Here is a 24169-nt window from a genome sequence, read left to right on the forward strand (position 1 = left end):
AGCGTCTTATCCTCACGACAGCATCCCTTCGACCAAACAGCTACACTCTTGACTTTAAATACCTTACTGCGAGGTTACTATGTGGCTTCTCCGCACGTTTGCTGCTGCTTTGCTTTTTGCCTCCGTCGGAATACTCTCACAACCTGCTTGGTCTCAATCGTTCATGACCATCGGCACTGGCGGTGTCACCGGGGTCTATTACCCCACAGGCGGAGCCATTTGCCGATTAGTCAACAACGGCCGGAAAGCTCATGGTATACGCTGCTCAGTGGAGTCGACCGGTGGCTCGATCTACAACATCAATAACATTCGGGCCAATGAGCTAGATATGGGGATCGCGCAATCCGACTGGCAATACCACGCCTACAACGGTACAAGCCTGTTTGCCGACAAAGGTCCATTCAAGTCGCTGCGCGCCGTATTCTCTCTTCACCCCGAACCCTTTACCGTCGTAGCGCGCGCAGATAGCGGGATCAAAACCTTTTCTGATTTGAAAGGCAAGCGGGTGAATATCGGCAACCCCGGCTCTGGGCAACGGGGAACAATGGAAGTACTGATGAAAACGATGGGATGGACAGAAAAAGATTTCTCTCAAGTCAGTGAGCTCAAGGCATCAGAGCAATCACGCGCCCTGTGCGATAACAAAATCGATGCCATCGTTTATACCGTTGGTCACCCCAGCGGGGCTATCAAAGAAGCCACCAGCGCCTGCAACAGCGTGATTGTGGATGTTTCAGGGCCAGAGGTGGACAAGCTTATTGCTGAAAATAGCTTTTATCGCAAAGCGACTATACCCGGCGGCATGTACCGCGGTAACGATAAGCCGGTAAACACCTTCGGTGTGGGGGCGACCTTCGTCTCATCCACCGCCGTGGACAAGGCGCTCATCTACCAAGTTGTCAAAGCGGTATTTGATAATTTCGATACCTTTAAGAAGCTGCATCCTGCATTTAATCATCTGAAAAAAGAACAAATGGTAACTGATGGACTTACGGCTCCACTCCATGACGGAGCCAAACAGTACTTTATCGAGGCTAATTTACTCTCTCCTTGATTCCCGTCTCCCTTTACCCACCTGCTACCTATACACGCCTCCCCCCTTCTGTGGGGGAGTCAAAGAGCCAACCCCAGTGTGTTAGAGCTTCAGAATCTGACGCGAAAGCCCAATTGCCCTTCAAGATCCAAATCGACATCTTCAACAACATACAGAGTCGGGCCGACTTCCCCGTAAAACTCAACGTTATTGATCGGTATTTCGAAACCAATACCACCACGCACACCCAACTTATCGTGCTTGTTGTCGACATACTGCGCCCCAACAAACGTATAGAGGTTGTTCATACCCGAATCTTGAGTCAAAGAACCAAGGTTAAATGTCTTGTCCACGGCCAACCCAAAGTCATCAATCCCTAGCGAAAAACGCAAATCATGGTGCTTATACTGAATACCTGACATTGGAGAGCCAAAGAACACGCCAACAGCTTGGGCAGCTTGTACCGATGACCACGGCAGCATGCACAGCATACCCAATCCAACCAACTGCTTTTTCATCTTTCTAATCCTTATTTCATCAATATCCGAAACATGCCCGCTAAGTACGGCCGCCAATTTAACGATTGAGAGATAAAATTTCGAGGCTTACAGACCAGCAATGACACAACTTTGACAATCAATGCTAAATATTACTCACATGCAAATAGCCTCAAATCACCCGCTATAGATAAGGCGTTATTGCTCTGTCCTATGCGATGTAAAATCCTGCAAACATCTAAAGCAAACACCCAAGGCAAACGTTTGCGCGAATGCTTTTTTGCTGTATGATCTCAATCAGATTTCACAAACATCCAGTAAGGAATTTCGATGTTAGGCTCAGCAACCCGATCTCACGCTACCCGTGTTTTACTTCTTGGCTCAGGCGAACTTGGCAAGGAAGTGGCTATTGAGTGCCAACGCCTTGGGCTAGAGGTTATCGCCGTCGACCGCTATAACAACGCACCGGCTATGCAAGTTGCCCACCGCAGCCATGTTATCGACATGCTAGACGGTAATGCTCTTCAGGCCGTTATCGACCATGAGCAACCCCACTACGTTGTGCCAGAGATCGAAGCCATCGCCACCGACAAACTCGTCGAGTTGGAAAGACAGGGGCTAAATGTTGTTCCTACTGCAAACGCCACCAAACTCACCATGAACCGCGAAGGGATCCGCCGCTTGGCTGCAGAAGAGCTTGGGCTTGCCACATCGCCTTATGAGTTCTCAGACAACTATGATGATTTTGTCGCCTCCATTGAACGCATTGGCACGCCATGCGTGGTGAAACCAATCATGAGCTCATCAGGCAAGGGCCAAAGTGTCATCAAAACACCGGCGGATATTGAATCTGCATGGCAATATGCCCAAGAAGGTGGCCGAGCAGGCGCTGGACGCGTCATTGTGGAGGGCTTTGTCGATTTTGACTACGAAATCACGTTACTTACGGTACGCGCGGTAGATGGTGTCCATTTCTGTTCGCCAATTGGTCACCGTCAGGAAGACGGCGATTATCGTGAATCTTGGCAGCCGCAGCAAATGTCTGAACAAGCCCTACAAGCCGCACAAGCTGCCGCAGAGAAAGTCGTTAACGCACTGGGTGGTTATGGCCTGTTTGGTGTTGAACTCTTTATCAAAGGAGACAAGGTGCTCTTTAGTGAAGTCTCACCGCGACCGCATGACACAGGTATGGTCACCCTTATCTCTCAGGAACAATCTGAGTTTGCTCTTCATGTCCGCGCGTTCTTGGGCTTGCCAATTCATTCGATTACCCAATATGGCCCATCGGCTTCAGCCGTTATTTTGGCGGAAGGTGTTTCCCAAGACATCCGTTTCGATAACCTAGCTACTGCATTGGCTCGCCCTAATACTCAAGTGCGTCTATTTGCCAAGCCTGAAATAAACGGACGCCGCCGTCTTGGTGTTGCTCTAACGCGCCGTAACAGCGTTGAAACCGCGATTGAGGATGCCGTTGCCACTGCAGGTGATGTGAAAGTGATCGTCGAATAAAGGCCTTACCCTCCCCCTCCTGCTCCTGATAAGGGGGATGCCCTTCAAAAACACTCTCTAACTCCCCCTTTGATAAGGGGGAGCTGGGGGATAAATTAAACCGTTATCAACCATGCCTCTTCGGCAAAACGGCTCAGACCACGCTGACGGCGCGGATGTGTCTCATCGGCCTCATCGCGCTCCAATAACGTCAACTCACAACCAGGGAACAGTGATTGCAGCTCATCGGCAGTCACAGAAAACGGAGGGCCGTCCATCTCTGGTTGCGGGTAATCCAATGTAATAAGCAAAATACGGCCACCGGGTTTCACCAGCGATAACAGCTTATCGGCATACGCCTGGCGCATCTCTGCCGGCATCGCAACCAACGCGGCACGATCGTACACAGCATCAACCGGATCGATACGAGTCTGGAAAAAGTCACCGGTGTAAATCGACAATTCATCAAACTCATACAACGATTGGCCGTTACCCAAGGGCATCACCAACGGCGTATAAAAGTGCTCCGAAAAGTAAGCACGTACCGCAATCTCACTCAATTCGATTCCAACAACTTTATCGTGCTTGGTCGCCAACCACGTCAAATCTACCGACTTACCGCACATAGGCACCAATATGACATCATCACGGCCTGCGTTAAGCTGCGGCCAGTGCTTGATTAGCTTTGGGTTAGTATCATCAAGGTGAAAACCTATGCGGTTTTCGGCCCAGCGGCTATGCCAAAATTCCGTATCCATTTATGTACTTCTCTTTCTTATATTAAGACTGACTGCGGCAGTTATACCAAACTTCACAAAGCATTGCTAACCACGGGCTACATTGAATTACAGACACAAAAAAAGGTGCCGAAGCACCTTTTTTCGCTAGCAATACATTGCAGGCAATTTATCGCTAAAAATACATTCTTCAATTTTCTTTTATGAGAGCAATTGAATAAAATGTCGCTATTGTATTAAGAAATACGGAATAGCTTAATTGAATCTCGACGAACTGTAACACCACGGAAGGTTACAGGCTCTAGCAGAGTCATAAGCTGCTTAGAAACGAAAAACTTACCACCGTAAGTACGATCGCCACCACGATTCACCCATTCTGCAAATTGATCTGCCAAGCTGAACATAGAGTTACCAACAAGCAGAACTAAGACTTTAGCGACTTCACTGTCATTCTGTTTATTAAACTCCGAGTCGCGGACTTTCTTACGATATTCCTCGACAATTCTTTCCAGGCATTCAAATCTGCTCATATTCACCACCATAAAAAAAGAGGAGCGGATACTACTGCTCATAACCAATGAAATCAAGCCATTCAAAGCATATTCATCGAATAAATCCGCTATTTTTTCCATCCATTAACATCATCAGGGCGAATATAGGTAAATTTTAAGATTTATGTCATGTTTTCTCGACAAACATAAAGATATATTATGAATGCAAGTTATGGCAAACATGCTACTATCTATAGACGCTCGATTTTGAGAGCGCCTATAAAACACCCAGTGCGGTTAGGCTGTCAACAGCTATTATTCAACTGCTGCAATTTTTATCACTCGAGGCCGAATATGAATCAAGAGCTGCCGGTTTTATTTGGCTCTCTCGCCACTGAATTCGAGACCATTGATGCAATGGTCACCATATACTGCCGCCATCACCACCAACAACAAAGTCACCAGCGCTTATGCCACGATTGCCAAACATTTCTGGCTTACGCCCACGAACGACTTGATCGCTGCCCTTATGGCCAGAACAAACCCACATGCAAACAGTGCCCTATTCACTGCTACAAACCCGACGAAAAAGCGCTTTCCAAAACCATCATGCGCTTTTCTGGGCCACGGATGCTTTTGCACCACCCGATCCTGGCATTGCGCCACATCATGGCTGAACGGCGGGCTATTCCCACCAAACCCGCAGCGCAGGCTTCAAATCGTCATCAGCGCAAAGCCCTAGAAAAAATCACCACACAAAATAAAACCGGCGGTCATTAAGACCGCCGGTATATCTTTGCGAAAGCATTTATCTACTAGTTAATAGCTTGGCGACTAGTTTCGATAGTAATCAACAACCTGAACGGTAATCGGCTTATCGTTCGCCTCTAGCCCCAATTCAAAACTATTGCCATCGAGCATTTTCGCCGATGACCCCGCTTTACCGGTAACACTCACCCCTTCGATTTTCTCAAATGAACGTGTTGAGTCGTAGTGCATATTCACCGTTAAAGCCGTGTCCTTGTTCACCGCCAAATCAAACTGGCAAATTCCTGTTGGGCAATACACATCAAGCTGGGCTTCGTTGTACTGAATGTTATCAACATTTTTAATCGGCGTAGCTGTAATCTTCAATTCCTCGCCACAACCCGCCATCAAAACCACGGCCAATGCTGTTGCCATCCATCCCATGTATTTTTTCATATCTTATTTTTCTCCAACTACCCAAGGCAAATCATTATATACCCATTAGCAAAACTGCAACACTGTCTCACATTTAACCCCGCTACACTGACTCTGACCAGCTTATTAGACAAGAAAACGGAAAGTCTCATGAAAGCAAACTGTTATAATCCACATACTCCTTATGGGTTATGCCTTGTATCACTAACATACCTGCGACTGGTACTCTGCCTGCTACTACTGTGTTCCTTACCCGTCATGGCACAATCGTCAAACGGCATCAACAAGTGGCAGTTCCCCCACAAACCCGATGTACAAGCGTCCCAACCATCGAACCTCCCGTTCTACCCATCTCGAGCTCAAACGGGCAATCGCCCACTGACTCCCGACATGTTTGAAGACCCTGCGATTTGCCAAGGATGCCATCCTGTTATCTATCAACAATGGAAAGGATCAAACATGGCCAATTCATGGGATGACCCTATCTATAAAAGCCTCTTCAAACGCGCCAGCAAAGCCACAAACGGAGAGATTGATAATTTTTGCATGGCTTGCCATAGCCCGATTGGCATGACCAGCATGAAACTCACAGGGGCTGATATCGATAGCGAACGTCATATTCCCGGTGTTACTTGTGATGTGTGTCATAACATTAGTGCTATTACGGGCCATGACAATGCCGCTTACGTACTAACACCTGATAAAAACAAACCGACTAAACTGGGCCCCCATGCGGATGCCGCATCCCCCTACCACCAAACCGCTTATTCTGATCTGCACACTCGCTCAGAGATCTGCGCAACCTGCCATAATGTCACCCACCCGTTCAACAGCACACCGATAGAACGTACCTATGATGAATGGCAGGAAAGTGTCTACAACGAACAAGGTATTCAATGCCAAGATTGCCACATGACCCCAGGGCCTGGCACAAACAATAATCCGGGCAAATCAGCTGTAATGGGTAAAGAGCGCAAGCACGTCTATTCCCATGACTTTTCAGGTGGAAACTCCACCCTGCATGAATATTTCGGCGCAAAGGAAAGTGCTGAGCTTGCCCGGGCCATGCTCCGTTCTGCGGCAAAGATGGAATTTATCGACCTACCCAAAACCGTCACAAAAGGTGACACCGTCACGATAAAAGTCAAAGTCACCAATATCGGGGCCGGCCACAAGCTACCGACAGGATTCCCGGAAGGACGAGAAGTCTGGGTTGACTTCAAAGCCACCAGCTCCAATATGCAAGTCTATCGCTCAGGAGAAGTCATCGACGGGCATACCGAGAAAAATACCCGTAATTTCAAAGTATGGCTCGGCGATGCCAACGGCAATGTGGTTGACTTGAATGTATGGGAAGTTGACCGTGTACTCGCCGACACACGTATTCCACCGAAGGGTTTTGCCATTGTCGACTATACATTCGTCGTACCCGACAATGCAGGCGAGCATCTCACTCTCAATGCAACATTAAACTACTGGCCTTTTTCGCAGCATCTTATTGATGAACTTCTTGGAAAAGGCAAGCTAAAGGTCGATATCGTGGAGATGACCACAGCCAGCGCCTTGATAACAATAGCGCCTGCATCCCAACAACATACTCTGATCACTACCACCCATTAAAATAAAAAAGCCGCCAGTTCTGAACATGGCGGCTTTTCAAATCACATCTCGAGTGTAGGGATCGAACCCTCTACCACTCTCTTTGCATTCACTTGCTGGTTAGGGCTTCTTCGTTATGCGACTCCAAACGCTCAAGCTCTTCGCCTTTGCTAACCAACTTGGCTATCACCTTGGACAACGCCAGCGTAATCACCGCCATCACAACGGCAAGAATAGCCAGGTTAAAGAAGTAGCTCGCATAAACACCTTCGATAATTTCCGGAGTCAGCACCTGATCTTTTGGTAATGCAATACGGGTAGAAATTACCGCGGCCAAAATACCACTGAGCGACAGAGCAACGGAACGCAGACCGATTGCGAACGCCGACAAGTAACGAGGTACCATTTCAAAAATGAAACCAACACCCAATGCCCCAACGATCAATTCCGCAATTGACTGGAAGAAGTGCACCCATAAGATCCAGTCAGCCGAAATTTTACCGCCTTCGCCAACAAAGCTGGTTGATAGCCCAAGTAGCGAGAAGGAGATCGCGCTGAAGATAAACGCTGCGGCAAATTTCGTCGGAATTGATGGCGAGAAACCTTTTCGTTCAAGCCAGCCATAGACAAAGATCACCGGCCCACCAAGGATGAAACACCATAACGGGTTGAAGGCAGCATTTGATTCAGGTCGGATTGGGATCAGGCCAAACAGCTGATCACCCATCAGGTTAATGGCATAGATGTTCATTGATGTCAGCATCTGGCCATAATAGAAGTAGAACACAATCATAATGAAGATCATGATCAAAACACTGCACATCTTATAGCGGAATGCTGCCGTTGCTCGGGTAATTTCAAAAATGAAGTAACCGATCGCACACACGCCCAATCCATACAACAGGTATTTACCAGCATCCAGGTTTGAGAAGACCCAGAATACCAAACCCAGCATCAACGCCGAACCGACGGTAAACAAGCCCCATACCTTAGTTGATACCGGACGGCGGTCAATATCGTTGCCCACCGCGATAAAGCGTTCACGGAATACGACAAACAACACCAAGGTCAGTGAAATCAGCGCCGACGCAATATAGAAGTTCCCCTGATACGCCAAGAAGGCCACCATGAACGGGAAGAGATATTTGGAAGAAAACGAACCGAGGTTATTGATTGAGTAATTAACCGTGAGGCCTTGCTGGAAAGCATCCCGGTTTGTCTCAGAATAAGAGTTGCCCAGCAATACCGTCGGACTGGTTGCCGAAAGCCCCCGTGCATAGCCAATTAAGGCGATGGCAAAAATACTGAGCGGTACATTGAGCGTACTGGCACCATAACCCAAAATGAAAAAGCCGATAGTGTATGTGGTATAGCCAATATATACCGCACGGAATGAACCAATAAACCGGTCAGCAACAAAACCGCCCACGGCAGAGAATACCGGCCCTACGGCCCCGAATGCCCCCATCATCATGATGGTTTCTGCTTCACTGTATTCCAATTCTTCCAAGAAGAAACGAGTGAGCAGTACATACGTACCATAGAATGCTGCTCCCCATAGGAACTGCCGGAGAATCAATAATCTGGCTGTAAAAGGAAGCCTAGAATTTGCGTCTTGCATTTTATACTCCTTTAAAACAATGCACCGCGAAATCTAGCATCAGGTAACTCAATGTTTCATGATCAAATGCAATTAATTACATAAAAAACCGTTCATCCTGAGTATTTTTTTGCCCTTATGTGAACTTGTCACCAAAATATTATGCTGACCTTACTTTCCATATTCGCACCCAATACAGCCATATCCCCCGCTCAGACAGACAACTCTTCCCATAATATGATTTCAATTCATCTCTTATTTTCATTCGCATTATTAAAAACAAAATGATCAATTGCATATTTACTGAGACTCACCTTTCATGAATTGACAAGAAAAACAGGCAATTTCCACTCTCGCCACATGGCACAGCGTTTGATTAATGTAAAAAGGATTGCTGAATTCAGCTCCTTTCTCAGTGCGATTTACCATCACGCCATTGCAGCCTCGTTATCTTATAAAGGCAATGGCGTTTTTTTTCTTCCGGTAAGTCGAGCAAACTAGGATGATCAAAATCCTGCAGGGTATTTATCATACCCAATTTTTCCATCACTCCTCGTGATGGGAGGTTATCAAGCAGGGTAAAGGCAAAAACATGCTCAAGCGCCAAGGTATCGAATGCAAAATCCATCGTGGCGATTGCAGCCTCGTAAGCGTAGCCTTTCCGCCAATGATTTTTGTCTAGCCGCCAACCAATTTCCACGAAGGGAGTCTGAGGTATAACAACTTCAGCAGACTGCACATGCAAACCAACAAACCCGATGAACGATTGTGTCTCTTTTAACTCCAACGCCCAGAACCCCCACCCCCGCTCGCCGAGCAAACTTTGAATCCGGCTGGCAAGGGCATCACTTTCGGCTTTGTCTAATGTCTTGGGAAAATAATGCATGACCTCTGGATCTGCGGTCATTCGAGCAAACGCGGGCAAATCATCCGCTCGCCATTGACGTAAATACAACCTCGGCGTTTCCAGCTGATATACCATTTACTGCTTTTCCCTATCTAAACGATGCAAACCATAAATAGCATGGTCCAGAATACGGTCTCCCACCAGCTCCTCGTTCGTTATTACCCCTTCGAGCGTCATCCCCAGCCTTTCACAGACTGCTCGGCTGGCACTGTTTTCTTTCGCGGCGGCAATCTGCACCTTCTCCATATTCAGTTGATCAAACGCATAATCGATTAAATGTCGACAACAGCGGGTGACAATGCCCCGCCCCATCATCGGCTCCGCCAACCAATAGCCTAACTCAACTTTTTTCTTATGATGATCAATGGTGTTATAGCTAATATTGCCCACCACTTCCCTTTGGTACACCATTGAAAAATTCATGCCCTTACCACTGGCGTACTTCTCTAGCGAATGAATACCAAACTGGCGAAACTCATCTTCCGTTGCACAATAACGGGGCCATTCCAGCCAACGGGAAAGATAAGCCCTATTTTGCTCAACCAACTCAACATAGCTCGGCGCCAATTCCGGCGTCACTAACGCCAGCTCCAGTTCATCGTCTACTTTCCATGTAAACATCATCATTGCCTTCACCTTGTACCAACCATTAATCTGTACAGGCAATCTATCACTTAGCCAGCGTCCAATTCAAATCGCTGGACATAGCGATGCTCGCTCGATTCCGTATTTAACTGGCTGTGATGGCCTAGCGGAGTGCGTATTTTAATCTTGAGACTGTCAACACCCGATATTGGTAATTCAAAAACCATTTCTAGCAAAAGTGCCAACGCTTTATGAAAAAGGCACTTAAATACGATGACTTATGTAATGTTTATACTCATTAACGGCATCCCGGCAGTGATGAATAGATTGTGATGAAGCTCAAGTATCTATATCATCGAGCACTCGCATTCCCCCAGCAGGATTTATTCGATGAAAGGTATTCTCTCTATTCAGTCTCACGTTGTTTACGGCCATGCTGGCAACAGCTCGGCAGTATTCCCCCTACAGCGTATGGGATTTGAAGTTTGGCCTATTCATACCGTCCAGTTCTCCAACCATACCCAGTACAAAGAAGGCTGGACTGGCCGAGCATTCAATGCCCAGGATATTTCTGACCTTGTCGATGGCATCAACAACATTGGTCAACTAACAAACTGCGAAGCCATTCTAAGTGGCTACCAAGGCAGTGCCGAACAGTGCCTTGCCATCAAAGCATCCGTAGAAAAAGTAAAAGCCGCCAACCCTAACGCACTTTATGTCTGCGATCCCGTAATGGGAGCGCCTGACAAGGGCTGCATCGTTGCTCCGGGTATTGCCGAGCACCTCATCAACACCTTGATGCCAATGGCCGACATTATCGTGCCGAACCAATTTGAACTAAGCCAATTTGCCGATATGGCCATTGAGTCTTTGGAAGATGCCATCAAGGCATGTCAGGTTGCATTGAGCAAAGGGCCGAAGATGGTACTGGTCAAACACCTGCACAGTGTGTCTGATGAAAAATTCTCGATGATGCTGGCAACCGCAGAAGGATGTTGGCTGGCACAGCGCCCCCACCTACCATTCGACAAGCAACCCGTCGGTGTGGGTGATCTGATTTCAGCGCTATTCACAGGCCAGTTCCTTGCTATTGGTAATGCTGTTGAAGCCTTTGCCCACTGTAATGACGCGTGCTACGCCGTGCTGAAAGCCACTGCAGATCGCGGTGAATGGGAACTACAGACAATTGCCGCACAGAACGAAATCGTAACCCCAACCGAGCGCTTTGAGCTTCAAGCTCTATAATTTTCACCTAGATCGGTAAATCACATTGAATGGGTAGCAATCGCTGCCCATTTTTTTTACCTGTTCCCCCTGTTCATTCATGTCTCTTTGTCCTTATTTATTCTCTCTACGAGTACGCGCCACCCTCTCCACACTTCTCCACCTCTCCCTTCATACTCTTCTATTTATGGATAAATAATCAGAGCTATGCACTGGCTCTTTGCTTACACCTAAATGATTTCACTGGTCATACGATGTGCAACATATAGCATCTTCTAAACAAATGTGACTTGCCTCTCACGTAACATTTTGAAACAATCGACAAAGTCACTTTATTTGGATCGATTTGCAGCTTTAATCACTGCACTCAATCAACTTTATAAGAATCACAACCATAATGAATAATAAAATTAGTATTTTTGACCAACCCAAACCGTTCAAGATGATATTTTTTATCGAGCTCTGGGAGCGATTTGGCTATTACGGGCTTCAAGGCATCCTTGCTGTATTCTTTGTGCAACAACTCGGTTTCAGCCAGCAAGAATCCTTTGTTACCTTCGGTGCGTTCGCCGCCCTGGTATATGGTCTGGTTTCTGTCGGCGGCTATGTGGGTGACCATATCCTAGGTACCAAACGCACCATGGTATTCGGTGCTGTTGTCTTGGCACTCGGTTACTTCCTAATGGGCTTTTCCATTATTCATCCAAACTTCATTTTCTTCGCCTTGGGCGCCATTGCTGTAGGTAACGGCCTGTTCAAAGCCAATCCATCAAGTCTGCTGGCTAAGTGCTATGAAGAAGGCGATAACCGCCTCGACGGTGCATTCACCCTTTACTACATGTCTATCAACATCGGCTCACTAACATCTCTTTCATTGAGCCCTGTTATCGCGGCAAAATTCGGCTATACCGCTGCATTCGTGATTTGTGGCTTGGGCCTTCTTGCAAGTCTTGGCAGCTACTTTATGCTACGCAATACCGTGCAAGGGATCGGCTCACACCCAGACACACAGCCGGTTAATATCAAGCACCTAGGTCTTGTGATCGGCGGCACTATCGTTTCAACCCTGATCTGTGCCTGGTTGCTACAAAACATCATGATGGCCAACATCGTTCTTGGCTTGATTGGTGTGGCAGTTGTTGGCCTGTTCCTCAAAGAGACACTTAGCGAAACGGGTGCATCGCGCAAGAAGATGATTGTCGCGTTTGTACTGATGCTACAAGCTATCGTGTTCTATGTACTCTATGCACAGATGCCTACATCACTGAACTTCTTTGCCATCAATAACGTTCGTACAGAGTTCCTTGGCTTTACCATTAACCCTGTGAGCCTTCAGGCCTTGAACCCATTCTGGGTTGTTTTGTGCAGCCCTATCCTGGCGTACCTATACACTTATTACGGTAGCCGGGGCCGTGACTTGTCTATGCCGGGCAAATTTACTGTTGGCATGTTCATGTGTGCATTCGCCTTCTTGACGGTTGCTGCTGCAGGTATTCTATTTGCCGATAGCACCGGGATGGTATCAATGGGCTGGATGGTACTGGTTTACTTGTTCCAGAGCCTTGGTGAGTTGTTGATCAGCGGACTAGGCTTGGCGATGGTTGCTAGCTTGGTACCTCAACGTCTGATGGGCTTTACAATGGGGGCATGGTTCCTTACCCAAGCGGCATCATTCATTATCGGTGGTTACGTGGCAACGTTCAGTGCCGTGCCGGAAAATGTTACCGACCCACTTGAAACACTGCCCCTATACACTGAAGTATTCCAGAATATCGGTATTGTAACCCTTGCCGTTGCTGTACTGATGGCAGTTACTAGCCCACTTCTTAACCGCATGATGAAGGCCGGTGACGAAACAAAAGAAGTGTCACACGCATTATCATAATTGACTTACAGGCCGCCTTGCTAAACACCAAGCCTCAACAGCATTCTTAGCTTGCGGCCTAACCACCTAAATAAACGCCCCGTTATACGGGGCGTTTATTTTGTAGCATTCAATCCGCTCTACATACTGATTTAGCCGAATAACGAGCTATTATTAATGGCCACAGTACTTAGCAAACGCTTCTTCGGTATTTTCTATCCCTTCTTTTTCTGACAGTTCCCACGGACGCTCACACTGCTCAGTTTTGGCACACCACTGATAGCCAGCCGAACCTTTACAACCATGAGCATCTTCGTCAGCACCAACCGGGGCTTCACTCTGACTTGTTGTATCCAGAGCTTGATCACCTTGCCCTTGAGAATCAGGCTGATGGGTATCTTGTACCTGTTGATCGGGCTGGGCGGGTGTATTTTCTTTTGGCGGTTCTTTACATGCCACCAAAACCATAGAGGCGAGCAATGTAACAATATACAAAGGCATGCGCTTCATCTGCTTTCTCCCAATTTCGTTATTTTTACTGCTATCGAGTACCGCAAGCTGCGAAATGCGACTCCGCTACCCACTTGTTAGGATAAGCACATAATAACGGTTTGTCGTCGCCAAAAAACCAAGATGAGCAAAGAACGACCGAGAAGCATGGTTTTCACCGTTAATATCAGCCAATATAAGTTTTAACCCCTTTTTCTGAGCAAATGACAACAATGCCCCCATCACTTCCGTCATCACCCCTTGTCGCCAATAGCTCGCATGCAAGATACAACCTACTTCAGCCGAAGTACGGGATTCATTAAACGAATGGAGCCCACAAGTACCAATCACTTTCCCCGTTAGCTTATCTTCTATACACCACTCAAAAGACTCCCCTTTTTCTAATAAGGCAGTGACGCTATCTAAAAGCTGATGAACCATATTGGGGGCAGTAAATGGGGGCACGGCGGTATACTGCATGGTTTCTCTATCACTATAAATGACAAACAAATCATCCAGATCATCAATAGTCATGGCTCGAATGATAAAACGTTGGGTCGTCATTTCGGGTAAATGGCAACTTGGTGCGAACATGTATCCCTCCTCATAACCATGACATCCAGTGATATTGATTCATAAAATCGCACCAATCGATCACGAATTATACAAGTAAAACATTAAATTAGGCAAAAGCGTGACAGTGATCACAATTCAAATCACAAGCGATTGCGGTAAACAACGCACAAGCCTATTATCACTCACGTAATCAGTCACTTAGATACCAAAGCGGATATCGTATAATGGTATTACCTTAGCTTCCCAAGCTAATGACACGGGTTCGATTCCCGTTATCCGCTCCAAGTGATTTATTGCACTATTAGGTATTGCGGTGGTGGCGGAATTGGTAGACGCGCTAGCTTCAGGTGCTAGTGTCCGCAAGGACGTGAGGGTTCAAGTCCCTCCCTCCGCACCAAACCTAAACAAAAGAAGGCCCTTCGAGGGCTTTTTTTATGTCTAAATTTTACCACTTCCGTGCTATCCACACTCTGACATGACCTTCAACTAACTCTATAAACCTCATCCTAATTAGTTATAGCAAAAAATAACGTTAGTCCTCAGACAAAAAAGCCACTACCCCAACGTAATAAATACGCCTCGGTAATGGCCTGATTTTGCAAGATATCTTTTATGCAGATTAACGCTGCTTAGAGACAGCCTTTACATGTTTTTTTACTTTCTTTAGCGCCATCTGCTGCTTAAGCGGCGACAGGTAATCAATAAACAGATTACCCTGCAGGTGATCAATCTCATGCTGCATAGCAATAGCCAGAAAATCATTACTTTCAATGGTCATCTCTTCGCCATTGCGATCCTGAGCTTTAACCACAACAGAAGTGTAACGCTCAACATCAGCGTAATACTCAGGAACCGACAGACAACCTTCTTGACCCATTTCTTTATCACTACCGCTTACCACTTCTGGGTTAACCAGAATCAACGGATCGTTACGTTCTTCTGAAAGGTCAATAACCACAATCGCCTCACGGCGACCAACCTGAGTTGCCGCCAAACCGATACCGTTACTGGTTTCGTACATGGTATCCAACAGGTCATCAATCAACTGCTGTGCGGCTTGGAAGTCGGTCACTTTCTCTGCCTTCAGCTTCAAACGTGGATCCGGCGCGGTTAGAATGTCTAGTACAGCCATATTTCTTTACTTACTTTCTCAAAAATAGAAAGTAGGTAAGATCCCATGTAACGCCTTTAGAAACAAGCCCTAGTTCTGTATTTCATATCGTTGTTCGACCAATAATATGATTTCCGAAAGGCTCTCCAACCACAGAACTTGCTCCATTATTTCATCACAACCCTTTGGTCTGCCTCCAAAGCACACAGGCCATTGCTCGATGGTATCGGCATTCAAGGTTATAGGCAGACAGAAAAAATAAAATCGGGAACCCTTCATAGGTTCCCGACTTACATATACTCAAAACTGACAATCAGTCATGCATGAAGCATAACTTGTGGCTAGCCGCATGCCGTCAATGTCTAGCAAACGCCCTGTGCGAGCATTGCATCAGCGACCTTCACAAAGCCAGCAATATTCGCACCCTGCTCATAATTCACTTTTCCAGTTTCATCTCGGCCATATTCAACACAGGTATGGTGGATTCGACACATAATATCCTGCAGACGTTGATCAACTTCTTCTCGGCTCCAACCAAGTCGCAACGCATTTTGGCTCATTTCCAAACCAGAAGTCGCAACACCACCGGCATTTGACGCTTTGCCTGGCGCATAAAGGATACCGACATTATTAAATATAGCGACAGCATCGGCGGTACTTGGCATATTCGCGCCCTCAGCCACCAGCATCACACCGTTTCCTGCCAGCATTTCGGCATCATTACCATCCAGTTCGTTTTGGGTTGCACAAGGTAGAGCAACATCCATTTCATACTGCCAAGGCTTGCCATCTTCACTATAGGTAAGGCCCATCTGATGAGCATAATCAGCAACACGCCCACGCTTGACGTTTTTGATTTCCATCAGGCAAGCCAATTTCTCTGGTATAAAACCCTCTGGATCATACACAGTACCGCTAGAGTCAGACGCCGTAATCACCCTACCGCCCATATGCATTGCTTTTTCAATCGCATATTGGGCCACGTTGCCAGAGCCAGACACCCCTACTCGCTTACCAGCCAGCGTTTGCCCTTGCTCCTTAAGCATGGCCTCTACAAAATAAAGCAATCCATAACCTGTCGCTTCAGGACGGATCAAGCTGCCGCCAAATGACAAGCCTTTACCGGTAAACACACATTCGGCACTATTGGACAACTTTTTCATCATCCCCGTCATAAAGCCAACCTCACGGGCCCCAACACCAATATCACCAGCAGGTACATCGGTATCAGCTCCCAAATGGCGGTGTAGCTCAAACATCAACGCCTGACAGAAACGCATAACCTCATTGTCGCTTTTGCCTTTAGGATCAAAATCACTACCACCTTTACCGCCGCCCATAGGGAGCGTAGTCAGAGCATTTTTGAACGTCTGCTCAAAAGCCAAAAACTTAAGTACTGATGGGGTTACCGATGGATGGAAACGCATTCCGCCTTTATAAGGCCCGATTGCTGAATTATGCTGAACACGGTATGCACGGTTAACATTCACCTTCCCCTGATCGTCAACCCAGCTAACACGAAACTGGATTAAACGCTCCGGCTCAACCAAGCGTTCCAGAATACCACTTTCAATATACTTGGGATTTTTTTCGATAAATGGCCAGATAGAGGCAACCACCTCCGTGACTGCCTGAAGGTATTCCGGCTGGTTAGGGTTGTTACTTGCAACACGGGCTAAAAAAGCGTCTTTCATCACGAACTCCTGTAAACGTAAATAAAAACTGCCTTGTGGATGATGATGTGTTTGGATTGGTATAATTATTCCAGCCGCTTTTATATCAGGGTCACGATCCACGCCCAAAAGGATATGGATAGGTTTTTATTGCACTTCCAAAATAGGAAATAAAATATTTTGTTTTGTTTATTCTTATATTGAAGTAATGTAGTGGTGTAGAGTCACATATCTACAAAATGACAATCAATATTCAGAAGACCTTCAGCGAATATCAATTCTAGTACGTCAACCTCCCACAAAAAACATCAACGAAAGGCCGGTCGATAGACAGCTTGCCCTACAGTGAAGACAACCCGTATAGATGAATCCCACCGACGGCCTAATCATACTTAGTCACCCTATATGGTGATATTTATTGAATAATTTCCTGTTCGGGAGGCAAAACCCAACAACGTTCATTTTTGGAATATCCAATTTGACCATAATATTCATTAGCCGCAGGTGCTGCGATTAGCAATAGCTTACACTTTGGCTTAAGCTGGCGTTGCGTACAAACTTGAAGCTGTTTACCAATCCCTAGTCGCTGATATTGTTCATCAACAGCTAAATCTGATAGATAGCAGCAATAGTAAAAATCAGTAACACTGCGAGCAATTCCAACCAATTTGTCATCATCCCATGCTGTAACAACCAAGTTGCTATTACTGATCATGCCTGACATGCATTCGGCATCATCTATTGGTCTACGCTCACCAAGAGTTGAGCGCTTCAGTAAATCAACAAACTCTTCAGGTGAAACTTGTCTGTTAATCTCATATACAATATCCAATCTATATTCCCTTTTAAACTAGCTACTTAACGAATTACCTGAACATCAATCTCATGACGGCTAAATACTAAACCATATTCTCTGCCCAAACGACTGTTATACTAACCACAGTAAGCAATTTGCCAGAAGTAACACTTAATATTCATCGTTTATGCAGTTCGAATTGCACATCGCCAGATTAGCCTAACTGTTCAAACCAACGTCGGTTAGGATCAACATTCTCAGCCCACTCAGGGTCAACGTCTCGCTGCTCTAAATATACCTGCATCGCGGTAAAATAGGTGTACGCCACTAATTCAGAATCTTTGCCAAAATGGTCAAAACAGTCGTCTTCACATTCCGCAAGCTGCGCCAAATTGGTTATCCCCCGCTCCAATATCCACTGGATTGCATGAACCGGTATTTGTGTCCGGTGCAAAATAAGCGGTTCAAGCTCATCAAGCGAAGCCTGAATCCCCTTTGCTGGTACCGCAACTTGTATTGCTAGCGCCTGCTCTTCCGCAACCAAGGCTTTGAGGCTGGCAATACTCGCTTCCCGCTCATCAGCCGAATAGCCATAGGTTGTTTTGGCAAAACGAATGGCATAAGCCAACCGTTGACGCCCTACAACCTCGATGACCGCTTCAAGGTAAGGCTGTGGGATCGCATAAGCTTTAGCCAATTGCTCAACAGCCCGTTGAAGCGAGGTATAGATAATGCCATCGAACTCGACATGAAATGCCTGACTCAGCGCTGAAACAGGCTGGCCATCAATCGTCAGCGGCCAACCGGCATAATTTACCCGTCCCTTGGCAATTTCGAACATAGCCCAAGCGCTCTCGCGGAAACCTTCCAGAGCTTTGCCTTCGAACTCACAATCTTCAAGCTCTTCCTTTGTCCAATTCACGCCAATCTGCAAATGTTTTTGGTATTTCTTATGGAGAGCGTCTTTGACCTTGTCACGCAACAAATCGATTCCGCTCACCCGTGTTTGCCGGCAAAAACCAAAACACTCTTCGCAACTAGGTATCAACAGGGGCTGTTCCTGCCCATCATAATTTGGCGACGGCATAAAGGCATATGAATCGTAATACGGCTCGCCGCAAAACCAGCAGGTATGCCGGTATTCAAACGGCACATCAATCGCATGGTAACTCTCTTTATTGCTCATAAATTACGCACAGTTTTCTGATAACAACAACATTATACTCAAGATGCGGAATTCAGTGTAAGCGATGGGATTAAAGAAGGGACTACAGTAATGATTATGTCTTCGTCATGACATAGTATGTAAAGAGCCTACAAGAAGCAGGCTCTTCAGAGGCTGTCGTAAAAAACCGATAGACCAGATGATGCAGATCTATTCACCGTCGATTTTTAACCGATTGGCTGCTCAAAAGTAAAAACATTCAGTTTTGATGCAGCACGGCCCACCATGGTACATTGGTAAGTTTTTGTTGACTCATTGGCTTCATTCCATTTTTTCAATTTAATCAAGCTTCTATAATCATAATGACACTTGTTAAAAACTTTTTTCAATTCATCACGATTAGCAAGATAATAATTTATCATTTCTTCTTGTTTTGTTGTTGATTCTCGGCTTCCTTTGCGATATTACAGATAACGTGATTAAATTCTATTCCGCCTTTACATGAACTCTTCCTATATTCTTCTAATTTTCCACCAACATATTTATCTTTCAATACATTAATTTCTTCATTTTTCTTTTTTTCATTTAGCTCTTTAACTGCCTGACACTTTGCCTTGTCACGCACACTAAATCGACATTCTTTATTGAGTTTATCAATTTCAATATAGCTTAGGTCACTTAATGAAACTGAGTACTTTGCGTAATCTTCATGATATTTTTTCTCAGCGGCTTTTTTTTGCGCTTCATGCTCTTTCTGCGCCTTTTCTCGTTCTAGTTCTGCTATTTTTTGGTCATGCGCTTTAACCGCTTCTACTGCTGAGAGACACTCAGTGTCAGTCAATACCGCCTCAACCCGTTCTTTATCTTGTGTTGTAAAAGCCTTAATTGCAGAAGTCTCACACTGCTCGACTTTCACTCTCGCCTCATCAAGATTTGCCTCATAATATTCAAGATTACGCTCTAAGCAGCCCGACATTAACAACAAAGACAATAATATGGTTATTTTATTGATATGCATTTCATTTCCCTATGCGATAAATATAATAATGACTTTCTGAAAAATTACATTTCTATAGCTGATTTAGCATTCTGTAGATTGCGCTGAATTTTATCGCCTTGACTTATGAAACTAAAGGCAACACTATATTTCTGAATGTGAACTCCTCCCTAATAATCGATATCAGGGTTATACCACAGAGCCATATCATGCACTGAGTGCTGAAGTACCAGCTCTGATCCAATGTCAAAAACATTACTAAGCTGTCGTTAACATCACACTCAACACGCAATGGAATTGTATGAATCATGCCAACACGTTAAAATGTGCCCCCTTTTTCAAACATGGTGTGTTCGAATGTCTGAACAAAAGCGAAAAGCGCTGAAAAAAATAGCTAAATGTCTAGAGCTCGGTAACTCGGCAAACGTCAACGAAGCCGCTCAAGCCATTAAGATGGCGCATCGTTTAATGCTCAAGTACGGTCTTGACAAAGACGACATCGAATTCATCCAGATGGGCAAAACCAAAGCTACAACCTTGTTACCTGCGGATATCAGCCAGCAAATCCTGAAGATCATTCGTGGTATCAACCGCCGTTTTGGTGTTGAGTGTGTCCTGACCAACCACAAGGGCCTCAAGCAAGCCGAATTTATCGGCGTAGCCGAACGCGCTATTTTTGCCGCATTTGCATTTGACGTTGTATATCGTGAGATGAATCAGCAAACTGGTCAGTTCCGCAATAGTTTCCAAGGCACGGGAACCAGCAACAGTGAAGTGAATCGACGGGTAAACTCTTTCCTTGCCGGATGGCTTGAAGGGGCGCTGGAAAAACTACCAGAGCTATCCACCGACGATGACCATCACAAACGCATGACGAACTATATCGATAAAGAGTTCGAAAACCTCGACCGCGAAACCTTCAAGCAGCAGCTCCAAGAAGCCATGAAGGCAATGACCGATGACTATGAAAAAGGCATGAAGAAAGGCCGCTCAATTTCCGTTAATCGCCCAGTCGGTGGAAGCAAGGCATTCGAACCCAAGTTGCTATCTTCCTAAAACTCAGGTAGATTACGCCCTCACTTGCCAAAAACAGCCACTTCAGTGGCTGTTTTTTGTTTGTGTCTAGGCAGTTATAAAAATGTGAGTTCCTTTCGTCCATCTCTTTGGGCAAAAAGAAACCAAATGACCATTACACTTCATCAATTCGTCATGAAGTGTGATGTGATTATCATTTTTATGATAGAATGAAACAAAATTTTCTTAAATCGATAGCCTCACAGATGAAATTCCCTGGTCAGCGTAAATCAAAGCATTACTTCCCTGTCGATGCCCGCGATCCATTAGTAGCTCAAATCCAGCAAGAAAATCCGCTATCTCGCACTCACCTTGTCGGTGTTGGCCAAACTATTGTTGATATCGAAGCGCGCGTAGACGATGCATTCCTTGCTCGCCACAACCTCAGCAAAGGCCACTCACTGGTTCTTGAGGAAGACAAGGCTGAAGAGCTCTACCAAGAGCTGAAAGAGCGCAACCTCATTAGCCACGAATACCCAGGTGATACCATTGGTAACACCCTGCACAACTATTCTGTACTTGCTGATGATGCCTCTATCCTGCTTGGTGTTATGAGCCAGGATCTAAAAATTGGATCATACGCTTACCGCTACCTTTGCAATACATCAAGCCGTATGGATCTTGACTACTTGCAGCCTGTTAGCGGGCCTATTGGTCGCTGCTATACCCTGATCACCGAAGATGGCGAACGCACTTTCGCAATCAATGAAGGTGACATGAACCAGCTTCGTCCGGAATTCGTTCCAGAAGCCGCTTTCGAAAATGCCTCTGCGCTAGTACTCTCGTCTTATCTGGTTCGCGGCAAGCCAACCGACCCAATGAAAGACTCTGCGCTTAAAGCTATCGAATACGCCAAAAAGCATAACGTTCCGGTTGTCCTAACCCTAGGCACTAAATACGTTATCGAAGGCAAACAAGAATGGTGGATTGAGTTTCTCAAAGAGCACGTTACCTGCGTAGCGATGAACGAAGAAGAAGCCGAAGCCCTAACAGGCGAAAAAGATCCTCTACTTGCAGCCGACAAAGCACTGGAATGGGTAGATCTTGTCCTATGTACTGCAGGCCCTATCGGCCTATACATGGCGGGTTACACCGAAGACGAACTTAAGCGTGAATCGACCCTTCCCCTTCTACCTGGCCGTATTGCCGAATTCAACAAATATGAATTCAGCCGTCCAATGACCAAAGCAAGCTGTGAGAATCCAATTCGAGTATACTCACACATTGCCCCATACTTGGGCGGTCCGGTGGAAATCAAAAACACCAATGGTGCGGGTGATGCAGCCCTATCTGCACTGCTGCATGACATGTCTGCCAACGTATACCACAAAGCAAATGTGCCTAACTCGGCAAAACACGTTGCGAAATGCCTGACATACTCATCTTTCTCTCAAATTTGTCAGTATTCAAACCGTGTAAGCTACCAAGTTCTTACCCAGCATGCTCCGCGTCTTTCTCGCGGCCTGCCTGAACGAGAAGACTGTTTAGAAGAGGCGTACTGGGAACGATAATCCCAGTTACTCGCCCAAAACAATGTAACAAGAAGCAACTAAAAAGCGATGCCTACGGGTATCGCTTTTCTATACCCTGCTCTATCACCGCACTCTCATCGTATTCAAACAAACATCGAGAGGTTACGGTGGCAGAACGTGCTAAAATAGTTCACCAAACCCAATGCATGGCTTCGGCCATTGCTGTGTTCATACCTATTAACTGAGATTCTCAATGCCATTTTCAAAGCTTGGATTATGCGATCCGATTGTTAAGGCGCTTGCTGAACTGAACTACGCTTCACCAACGCCGATTCAAGAAAAAGCCATTCCTGTAGTCCTATCCGGTGAAAACCTGATTGCTGCCGCACAAACCGGTACCGGTAAAACCGCAAGCTTTGTGTTACCAATTTTGGAAATGCTCAGAAAAGGTGAAACACAACGTAAAAAACGCATCCGAGCCCTTGTTCTGGTTCCTACCCGCGAACTGGCAATTCAGGTAAGTAAAAGCGTTGAGCAATACGCCAAGCACCTTTCTCTCACAACACTGGCTATGTACGGTGGCGTTGATGAAAAACCTCAAAAACAAAAGCTGATTGAAGGCGTAGATATTCTCGTCGCGACCCCTGGTCGTCTACTGGATATGCATAGCCAAAAAGCGGTCTACTTTGAAGAGCTGGAAATTCTGGTGATGGATGAAGCTGACCGCATGCTCGACATGGGCTTTATCGAGAGCATCAACAAGATTGTTGAACGCCTGCCTGAAGATCGCCAGAACCTGCTATTTTCTGCAACGCTGTCAAACAAAGTTCGGGATCTGGCAAAAACAGCCGTACATAACCCGGTTGAAATTGCTATCGCTGCGCGTGATGCCTCTAAACCCAATATTGAGCAATGGCTAATCACCGTAGACAAAGATATGAAGTCCAGCCTACTTAGTCACCTTATTCAAGAAAATGACTGGGATCAGGCGCTTATCTTCATTGAAACCAAACACGGTGCAGCCAAGCTTGTTTCCCAGCTAGAAAAGCGTGGCATTACAGCAGAAGCCTTCCACAGTGGTCGCAGCCAAGATGTCCGGGCCAAAGTGCTGGCTGATTTTGTTGCCGGCGATGTGAAATATCTAGTCGCAACAGGCGTTGCCGCACGCGGTATCGACATCGACGAACTGCCACGCGTGATCAACTACGATCTGCCCTTCCCTGCTGATGAATATATCCACCGTATCGGCCGAACGGGTCGCGCTGGCGCACCTGGCGAAGCTATCTCATTTGTCTCTAAAGATAACTTCAAAAATCTGTGTATGATCGAAAGCCGCTTGGGACACTTAATTGAACGACGTGAAGTTGAAGGATTTGCCCCACGCAAGCCCGTGCCGATTTCTATCCTCAACTATGTGCCGAAACACAAACGCGAACCACAAGACGAGGAAGGCAGCCGTCTTAAACAGGACAAACCAAGCTCACCGCGTCGTAAACCAGCACCGCGTCATCGCCGCAAGCCAGCAAATCATACCGATGGCAAAAAACCAAGTCGCGATTAATTGCTACTACTAATAAAAAAGCCCGTCAGGGCTTAATTATATGGTCCG

Annotated in this window: 23 protein-coding genes and 2 tRNA genes; 11 read left to right on the plus strand and 14 right to left on the minus strand. The window is 46.1% G+C overall.

What is annotated here, in order from left to right:
• Nucleotides 1–79 precede the first annotated feature (79 nt).
• On the plus strand, nt 80–1054 hold the full coding sequence (locus tag ABT56_RS17670) for a TAXI family TRAP transporter solute-binding subunit (RefSeq protein WP_047880234.1): 975 nt from the start codon (nt 80–82) through the stop codon (nt 1052–1054).
• Between the two features lie 89 nt (nt 1055–1143).
• Here ABT56_RS17670 and ABT56_RS17675 read toward each other — a convergent pair whose 3' ends face one another.
• Nucleotides 1144–1551 carry a hypothetical protein gene (locus ABT56_RS17675; RefSeq protein WP_047880235.1) on the minus strand — a complete coding sequence of 136 codons (408 nt, stop codon included), beginning with the start codon at nt 1549–1551 and terminating at the stop codon, nt 1144–1146.
• 309 nt (nt 1552–1860) lie between these two features.
• Here ABT56_RS17675 and purT point away from each other — a divergent pair, with 309 nt between their 5' ends.
• Nucleotides 1861–3039 (plus strand): formate-dependent phosphoribosylglycinamide formyltransferase, encoded by a 1179-nt coding sequence (gene purT / locus ABT56_RS17680; protein WP_047880236.1) that lies wholly within the window; start codon nt 1861–1863, stop codon nt 3037–3039.
• A gap of 95 nt (nt 3040–3134) precedes the next feature.
• Here purT and ABT56_RS17685 read toward each other — a convergent pair whose 3' ends face one another.
• Both ABT56_RS17685 and ABT56_RS17690 read right to left on the minus strand, forming a co-directional pair.
• On the minus strand, nt 3135–3776 hold the full coding sequence (locus ABT56_RS17685; protein ID WP_047880237.1) for a thiopurine S-methyltransferase: 642 nt from the start codon (nt 3774–3776) through the stop codon (nt 3135–3137).
• Nucleotides 3777–3991: 215 nt separating this feature from the next.
• Nucleotides 3992–4387 carry a hypothetical protein gene (locus ABT56_RS17690; protein ID WP_240478349.1) on the minus strand — a complete coding sequence of 132 codons (396 nt, stop codon included), beginning with the start codon at nt 4385–4387 and terminating at the stop codon, nt 3992–3994.
• 213 nt (nt 4388–4600) lie between these two features.
• Here ABT56_RS17690 and ABT56_RS17695 point away from each other — a divergent pair, with 213 nt between their 5' ends.
• Complete coding sequence (locus tag ABT56_RS17695; protein ID WP_047880238.1) at nt 4601–5026, plus strand: nitrous oxide-stimulated promoter family protein; 426 nt, start codon at nt 4601–4603, stop codon at nt 5024–5026.
• Between the two features lie 54 nt (nt 5027–5080).
• On the opposite strand, the gene ABT56_RS17700 is transcribed toward ABT56_RS17695, so the two are convergent.
• Complete coding sequence (locus ABT56_RS17700; RefSeq protein WP_047880239.1) at nt 5081–5449, minus strand: hypothetical protein; 369 nt, start codon at nt 5447–5449, stop codon at nt 5081–5083.
• A gap of 129 nt (nt 5450–5578) precedes the next feature.
• Here ABT56_RS17700 and ABT56_RS17705 point away from each other — a divergent pair, with 129 nt between their 5' ends.
• Nucleotides 5579–7048: a multiheme c-type cytochrome gene (locus ABT56_RS17705; RefSeq protein ID WP_047880240.1), complete on the plus strand. Its 1470-nt coding sequence runs from the start codon at nt 5579–5581 to the stop codon at nt 7046–7048.
• An 88-nt stretch (nt 7049–7136) separates the two neighbouring features.
• Here the strand turns inward: ABT56_RS17705 and ABT56_RS17710 are convergent, their stop codons facing one another.
• The 3 genes from ABT56_RS17710 to ABT56_RS17720 all read right to left on the minus strand — a co-directional run bounded on the left by ABT56_RS17710 (nt 7137) and on the right by ABT56_RS17720 (nt 10155).
• Nucleotides 7137–8648 (minus strand): peptide MFS transporter, encoded by a 1512-nt coding sequence (locus ABT56_RS17710; protein WP_047880241.1) that lies wholly within the window; start codon nt 8646–8648, stop codon nt 7137–7139.
• 391 nt (nt 8649–9039) lie between these two features.
• Nucleotides 9040–9609, minus strand: a complete 570-nt coding sequence (locus ABT56_RS17715; RefSeq protein WP_047880242.1) for a GNAT family N-acetyltransferase — start codon at nt 9607–9609, stop codon at nt 9040–9042.
• Nucleotides 9610–10155: a GNAT family N-acetyltransferase gene (locus tag ABT56_RS17720; RefSeq protein WP_047880261.1), complete on the minus strand. Its 546-nt coding sequence runs from the start codon at nt 10153–10155 to the stop codon at nt 9610–9612.
• 354 nt (nt 10156–10509) lie between these two features.
• Between ABT56_RS17720 and pdxY the strand changes: the two genes are divergently transcribed.
• Together pdxY and ABT56_RS17730 are read left to right on the plus strand one after the other, a co-directional pair.
• Nucleotides 10510–11364, plus strand: coding sequence for a pyridoxal kinase PdxY (pdxY, locus tag ABT56_RS17725; RefSeq protein ID WP_047880243.1), 855 nt, complete (start codon nt 10510–10512; stop codon nt 11362–11364).
• Nucleotides 11365–11740: 376 nt separating this feature from the next.
• Entirely contained in the window at nt 11741–13228 is a 1488-nt protein-coding gene (locus ABT56_RS17730) for an oligopeptide:H+ symporter (protein ID WP_047880244.1), read from the plus strand.
• A gap of 153 nt (nt 13229–13381) precedes the next feature.
• Here ABT56_RS17730 and ABT56_RS24445 read toward each other — a convergent pair whose 3' ends face one another.
• On the minus strand, nt 13382–13717 hold the full coding sequence (locus tag ABT56_RS24445) for a hypothetical protein (protein ID WP_047880245.1): 336 nt from the start codon (nt 13715–13717) through the stop codon (nt 13382–13384).
• A gap of 66 nt (nt 13718–13783) precedes the next feature.
• Entirely contained in the window at nt 13784–14290 is a 507-nt protein-coding gene (locus ABT56_RS17740; RefSeq protein WP_047880246.1) for a GNAT family N-acetyltransferase, read from the minus strand.
• A gap of 192 nt (nt 14291–14482) precedes the next feature.
• Here ABT56_RS17740 and ABT56_RS17745 point away from each other — a divergent pair.
• Nucleotides 14483–14556, plus strand: a tRNA-Gly gene (locus tag ABT56_RS17745).
• A gap of 26 nt (nt 14557–14582) precedes the next feature.
• Nucleotides 14583–14669 (plus strand) — tRNA-Leu (locus tag ABT56_RS17750).
• 222 nt (nt 14670–14891) lie between these two features.
• Here the strand turns inward: ABT56_RS17750 and def are convergent.
• The 5 genes from def to ABT56_RS17780 form a co-directional block, all read right to left on the minus strand.
• The gene (gene def, locus ABT56_RS17755) at nt 14892–15404 is read right to left on the minus strand and encodes a peptide deformylase (protein WP_047880247.1); all 513 of its coding nucleotides are present in this window, start codon (nt 15402–15404) and stop codon (nt 14892–14894) included.
• 341 nt (nt 15405–15745) lie between these two features.
• Complete coding sequence (gene gdhA / locus ABT56_RS17760) at nt 15746–17077, minus strand: NADP-specific glutamate dehydrogenase (RefSeq protein WP_047880248.1); 1332 nt, start codon at nt 17075–17077, stop codon at nt 15746–15748.
• Nucleotides 17078–17471: 394 nt separating this feature from the next.
• Nucleotides 17472–17888: a GNAT family N-acetyltransferase gene (locus ABT56_RS17765; protein WP_047880249.1), complete on the minus strand. Its 417-nt coding sequence runs from the start codon at nt 17886–17888 to the stop codon at nt 17472–17474.
• 178 nt (nt 17889–18066) lie between these two features.
• On the minus strand, nt 18067–19038 hold the full coding sequence (locus ABT56_RS17770; RefSeq protein WP_047880250.1) for a hypothetical protein: 972 nt from the start codon (nt 19036–19038) through the stop codon (nt 18067–18069).
• 397 nt (nt 19039–19435) lie between these two features.
• Nucleotides 19436–20035, minus strand: a complete 600-nt coding sequence (locus ABT56_RS17780; RefSeq protein ID WP_047880252.1) for a hypothetical protein — start codon at nt 20033–20035, stop codon at nt 19436–19438.
• Between the two features lie 336 nt (nt 20036–20371).
• Between ABT56_RS17780 and ABT56_RS17785 the strand changes: the two genes are divergently transcribed.
• The 3 genes from ABT56_RS17785 to ABT56_RS17795 all read left to right on the plus strand — a co-directional run bounded on the left by ABT56_RS17785 (nt 20372) and on the right by ABT56_RS17795 (nt 24121).
• Nucleotides 20372–21070: a DUF2786 domain-containing protein gene (locus ABT56_RS17785; protein WP_047880253.1), complete on the plus strand. Its 699-nt coding sequence runs from the start codon at nt 20372–20374 to the stop codon at nt 21068–21070.
• Between the two features lie 224 nt (nt 21071–21294).
• A complete protein-coding gene (locus tag ABT56_RS17790; protein WP_047880254.1) occupies nt 21295–22599 on the plus strand; it encodes an inosine/guanosine kinase in 1305 nt (434 codons plus the stop codon).
• A gap of 214 nt (nt 22600–22813) precedes the next feature.
• The gene (locus ABT56_RS17795; protein WP_084722378.1) at nt 22814–24121 is read left to right on the plus strand and encodes a DEAD/DEAH box helicase; all 1308 of its coding nucleotides are present in this window, start codon (nt 22814–22816) and stop codon (nt 24119–24121) included.
• Nucleotides 24122–24169: the final 48 nt, after the last annotated feature.

This window comes from Photobacterium aquae, assembly GCF_001029445.1.
Lineage (GTDB): Bacteria > Pseudomonadota > Gammaproteobacteria > Enterobacterales > Vibrionaceae > Photobacterium > Photobacterium aquae.

Bases quoted from the DNA above. Each gene is read 5' to 3' on its own strand.
- ABT56_RS17780 (WP_047880252.1), bottom strand. From the start codon at position 20,035: ATGCATATCAATAAAATAACCATATTATTGTCTTTGTTGTTAATGTCG.
- ABT56_RS17685 (WP_047880237.1), bottom strand. From the start codon at position 3,776: ATGGATACGGAATTTTGGCATAGCCGCTGGGCCGAAAACCGCATAGGT.
- ABT56_RS17670 (WP_047880234.1), top strand. From the start codon at position 80: ATGTGGCTTCTCCGCACGTTTGCTGCTGCTTTGCTTTTTGCCTCCGTC.
- ABT56_RS17720 (WP_047880261.1), bottom strand. From the start codon at position 10,155: ATGTTTACATGGAAAGTAGACGATGAACTGGAGCTGGCGTTAGTGACG.
- ABT56_RS17730 (WP_047880244.1), top strand. From the start codon at position 11,741: ATGAATAATAAAATTAGTATTTTTGACCAACCCAAACCGTTCAAGATG.
- ABT56_RS24445 (WP_047880245.1), bottom strand. From the start codon at position 13,717: ATGAAGCGCATGCCTTTGTATATTGTTACATTGCTCGCCTCTATGGTT.
- ABT56_RS17695 (WP_047880238.1), top strand. From the start codon at position 4,601: ATGAATCAAGAGCTGCCGGTTTTATTTGGCTCTCTCGCCACTGAATTC.
- ABT56_RS17785 (WP_047880253.1), top strand. From the start codon at position 20,372: ATGTCTGAACAAAAGCGAAAAGCGCTGAAAAAAATAGCTAAATGTCTA.
- ABT56_RS17690 (WP_240478349.1), bottom strand. From the start codon at position 4,387: ATGGAAAAAATAGCGGATTTATTCGATGAATATGCTTTGAATGGCTTG.
- ABT56_RS17790 (WP_047880254.1), top strand. From the start codon at position 21,295: ATGAAATTCCCTGGTCAGCGTAAATCAAAGCATTACTTCCCTGTCGAT.
- ABT56_RS17770 (WP_047880250.1), bottom strand. From the start codon at position 19,038: ATGAGCAATAAAGAGAGTTACCATGCGATTGATGTGCCGTTTGAATAC.
- gdhA (WP_047880248.1), bottom strand. From the start codon at position 17,077: ATGAAAGACGCTTTTTTAGCCCGTGTTGCAAGTAACAACCCTAACCAG.
- ABT56_RS17715 (WP_047880242.1), bottom strand. From the start codon at position 9,609: ATGGTATATCAGCTGGAAACGCCGAGGTTGTATTTACGTCAATGGCGA.
- ABT56_RS17710 (WP_047880241.1), bottom strand. From the start codon at position 8,648: ATGCAAGACGCAAATTCTAGGCTTCCTTTTACAGCCAGATTATTGATT.
- ABT56_RS17675 (WP_047880235.1), bottom strand. From the start codon at position 1,551: ATGAAAAAGCAGTTGGTTGGATTGGGTATGCTGTGCATGCTGCCGTGG.
- def (WP_047880247.1), bottom strand. From the start codon at position 15,404: ATGGCTGTACTAGACATTCTAACCGCGCCGGATCCACGTTTGAAGCTG.
- ABT56_RS17700 (WP_047880239.1), bottom strand. From the start codon at position 5,449: ATGAAAAAATACATGGGATGGATGGCAACAGCATTGGCCGTGGTTTTG.
- ABT56_RS17705 (WP_047880240.1), top strand. From the start codon at position 5,579: ATGAAAGCAAACTGTTATAATCCACATACTCCTTATGGGTTATGCCTT.
- ABT56_RS17740 (WP_047880246.1), bottom strand. From the start codon at position 14,290: ATGTTCGCACCAAGTTGCCATTTACCCGAAATGACGACCCAACGTTTT.
- purT (WP_047880236.1), top strand. From the start codon at position 1,861: ATGTTAGGCTCAGCAACCCGATCTCACGCTACCCGTGTTTTACTTCTT.
- ABT56_RS17795 (WP_084722378.1), top strand. From the start codon at position 22,814: ATGCCATTTTCAAAGCTTGGATTATGCGATCCGATTGTTAAGGCGCTT.
- pdxY (WP_047880243.1), top strand. From the start codon at position 10,510: ATGAAAGGTATTCTCTCTATTCAGTCTCACGTTGTTTACGGCCATGCT.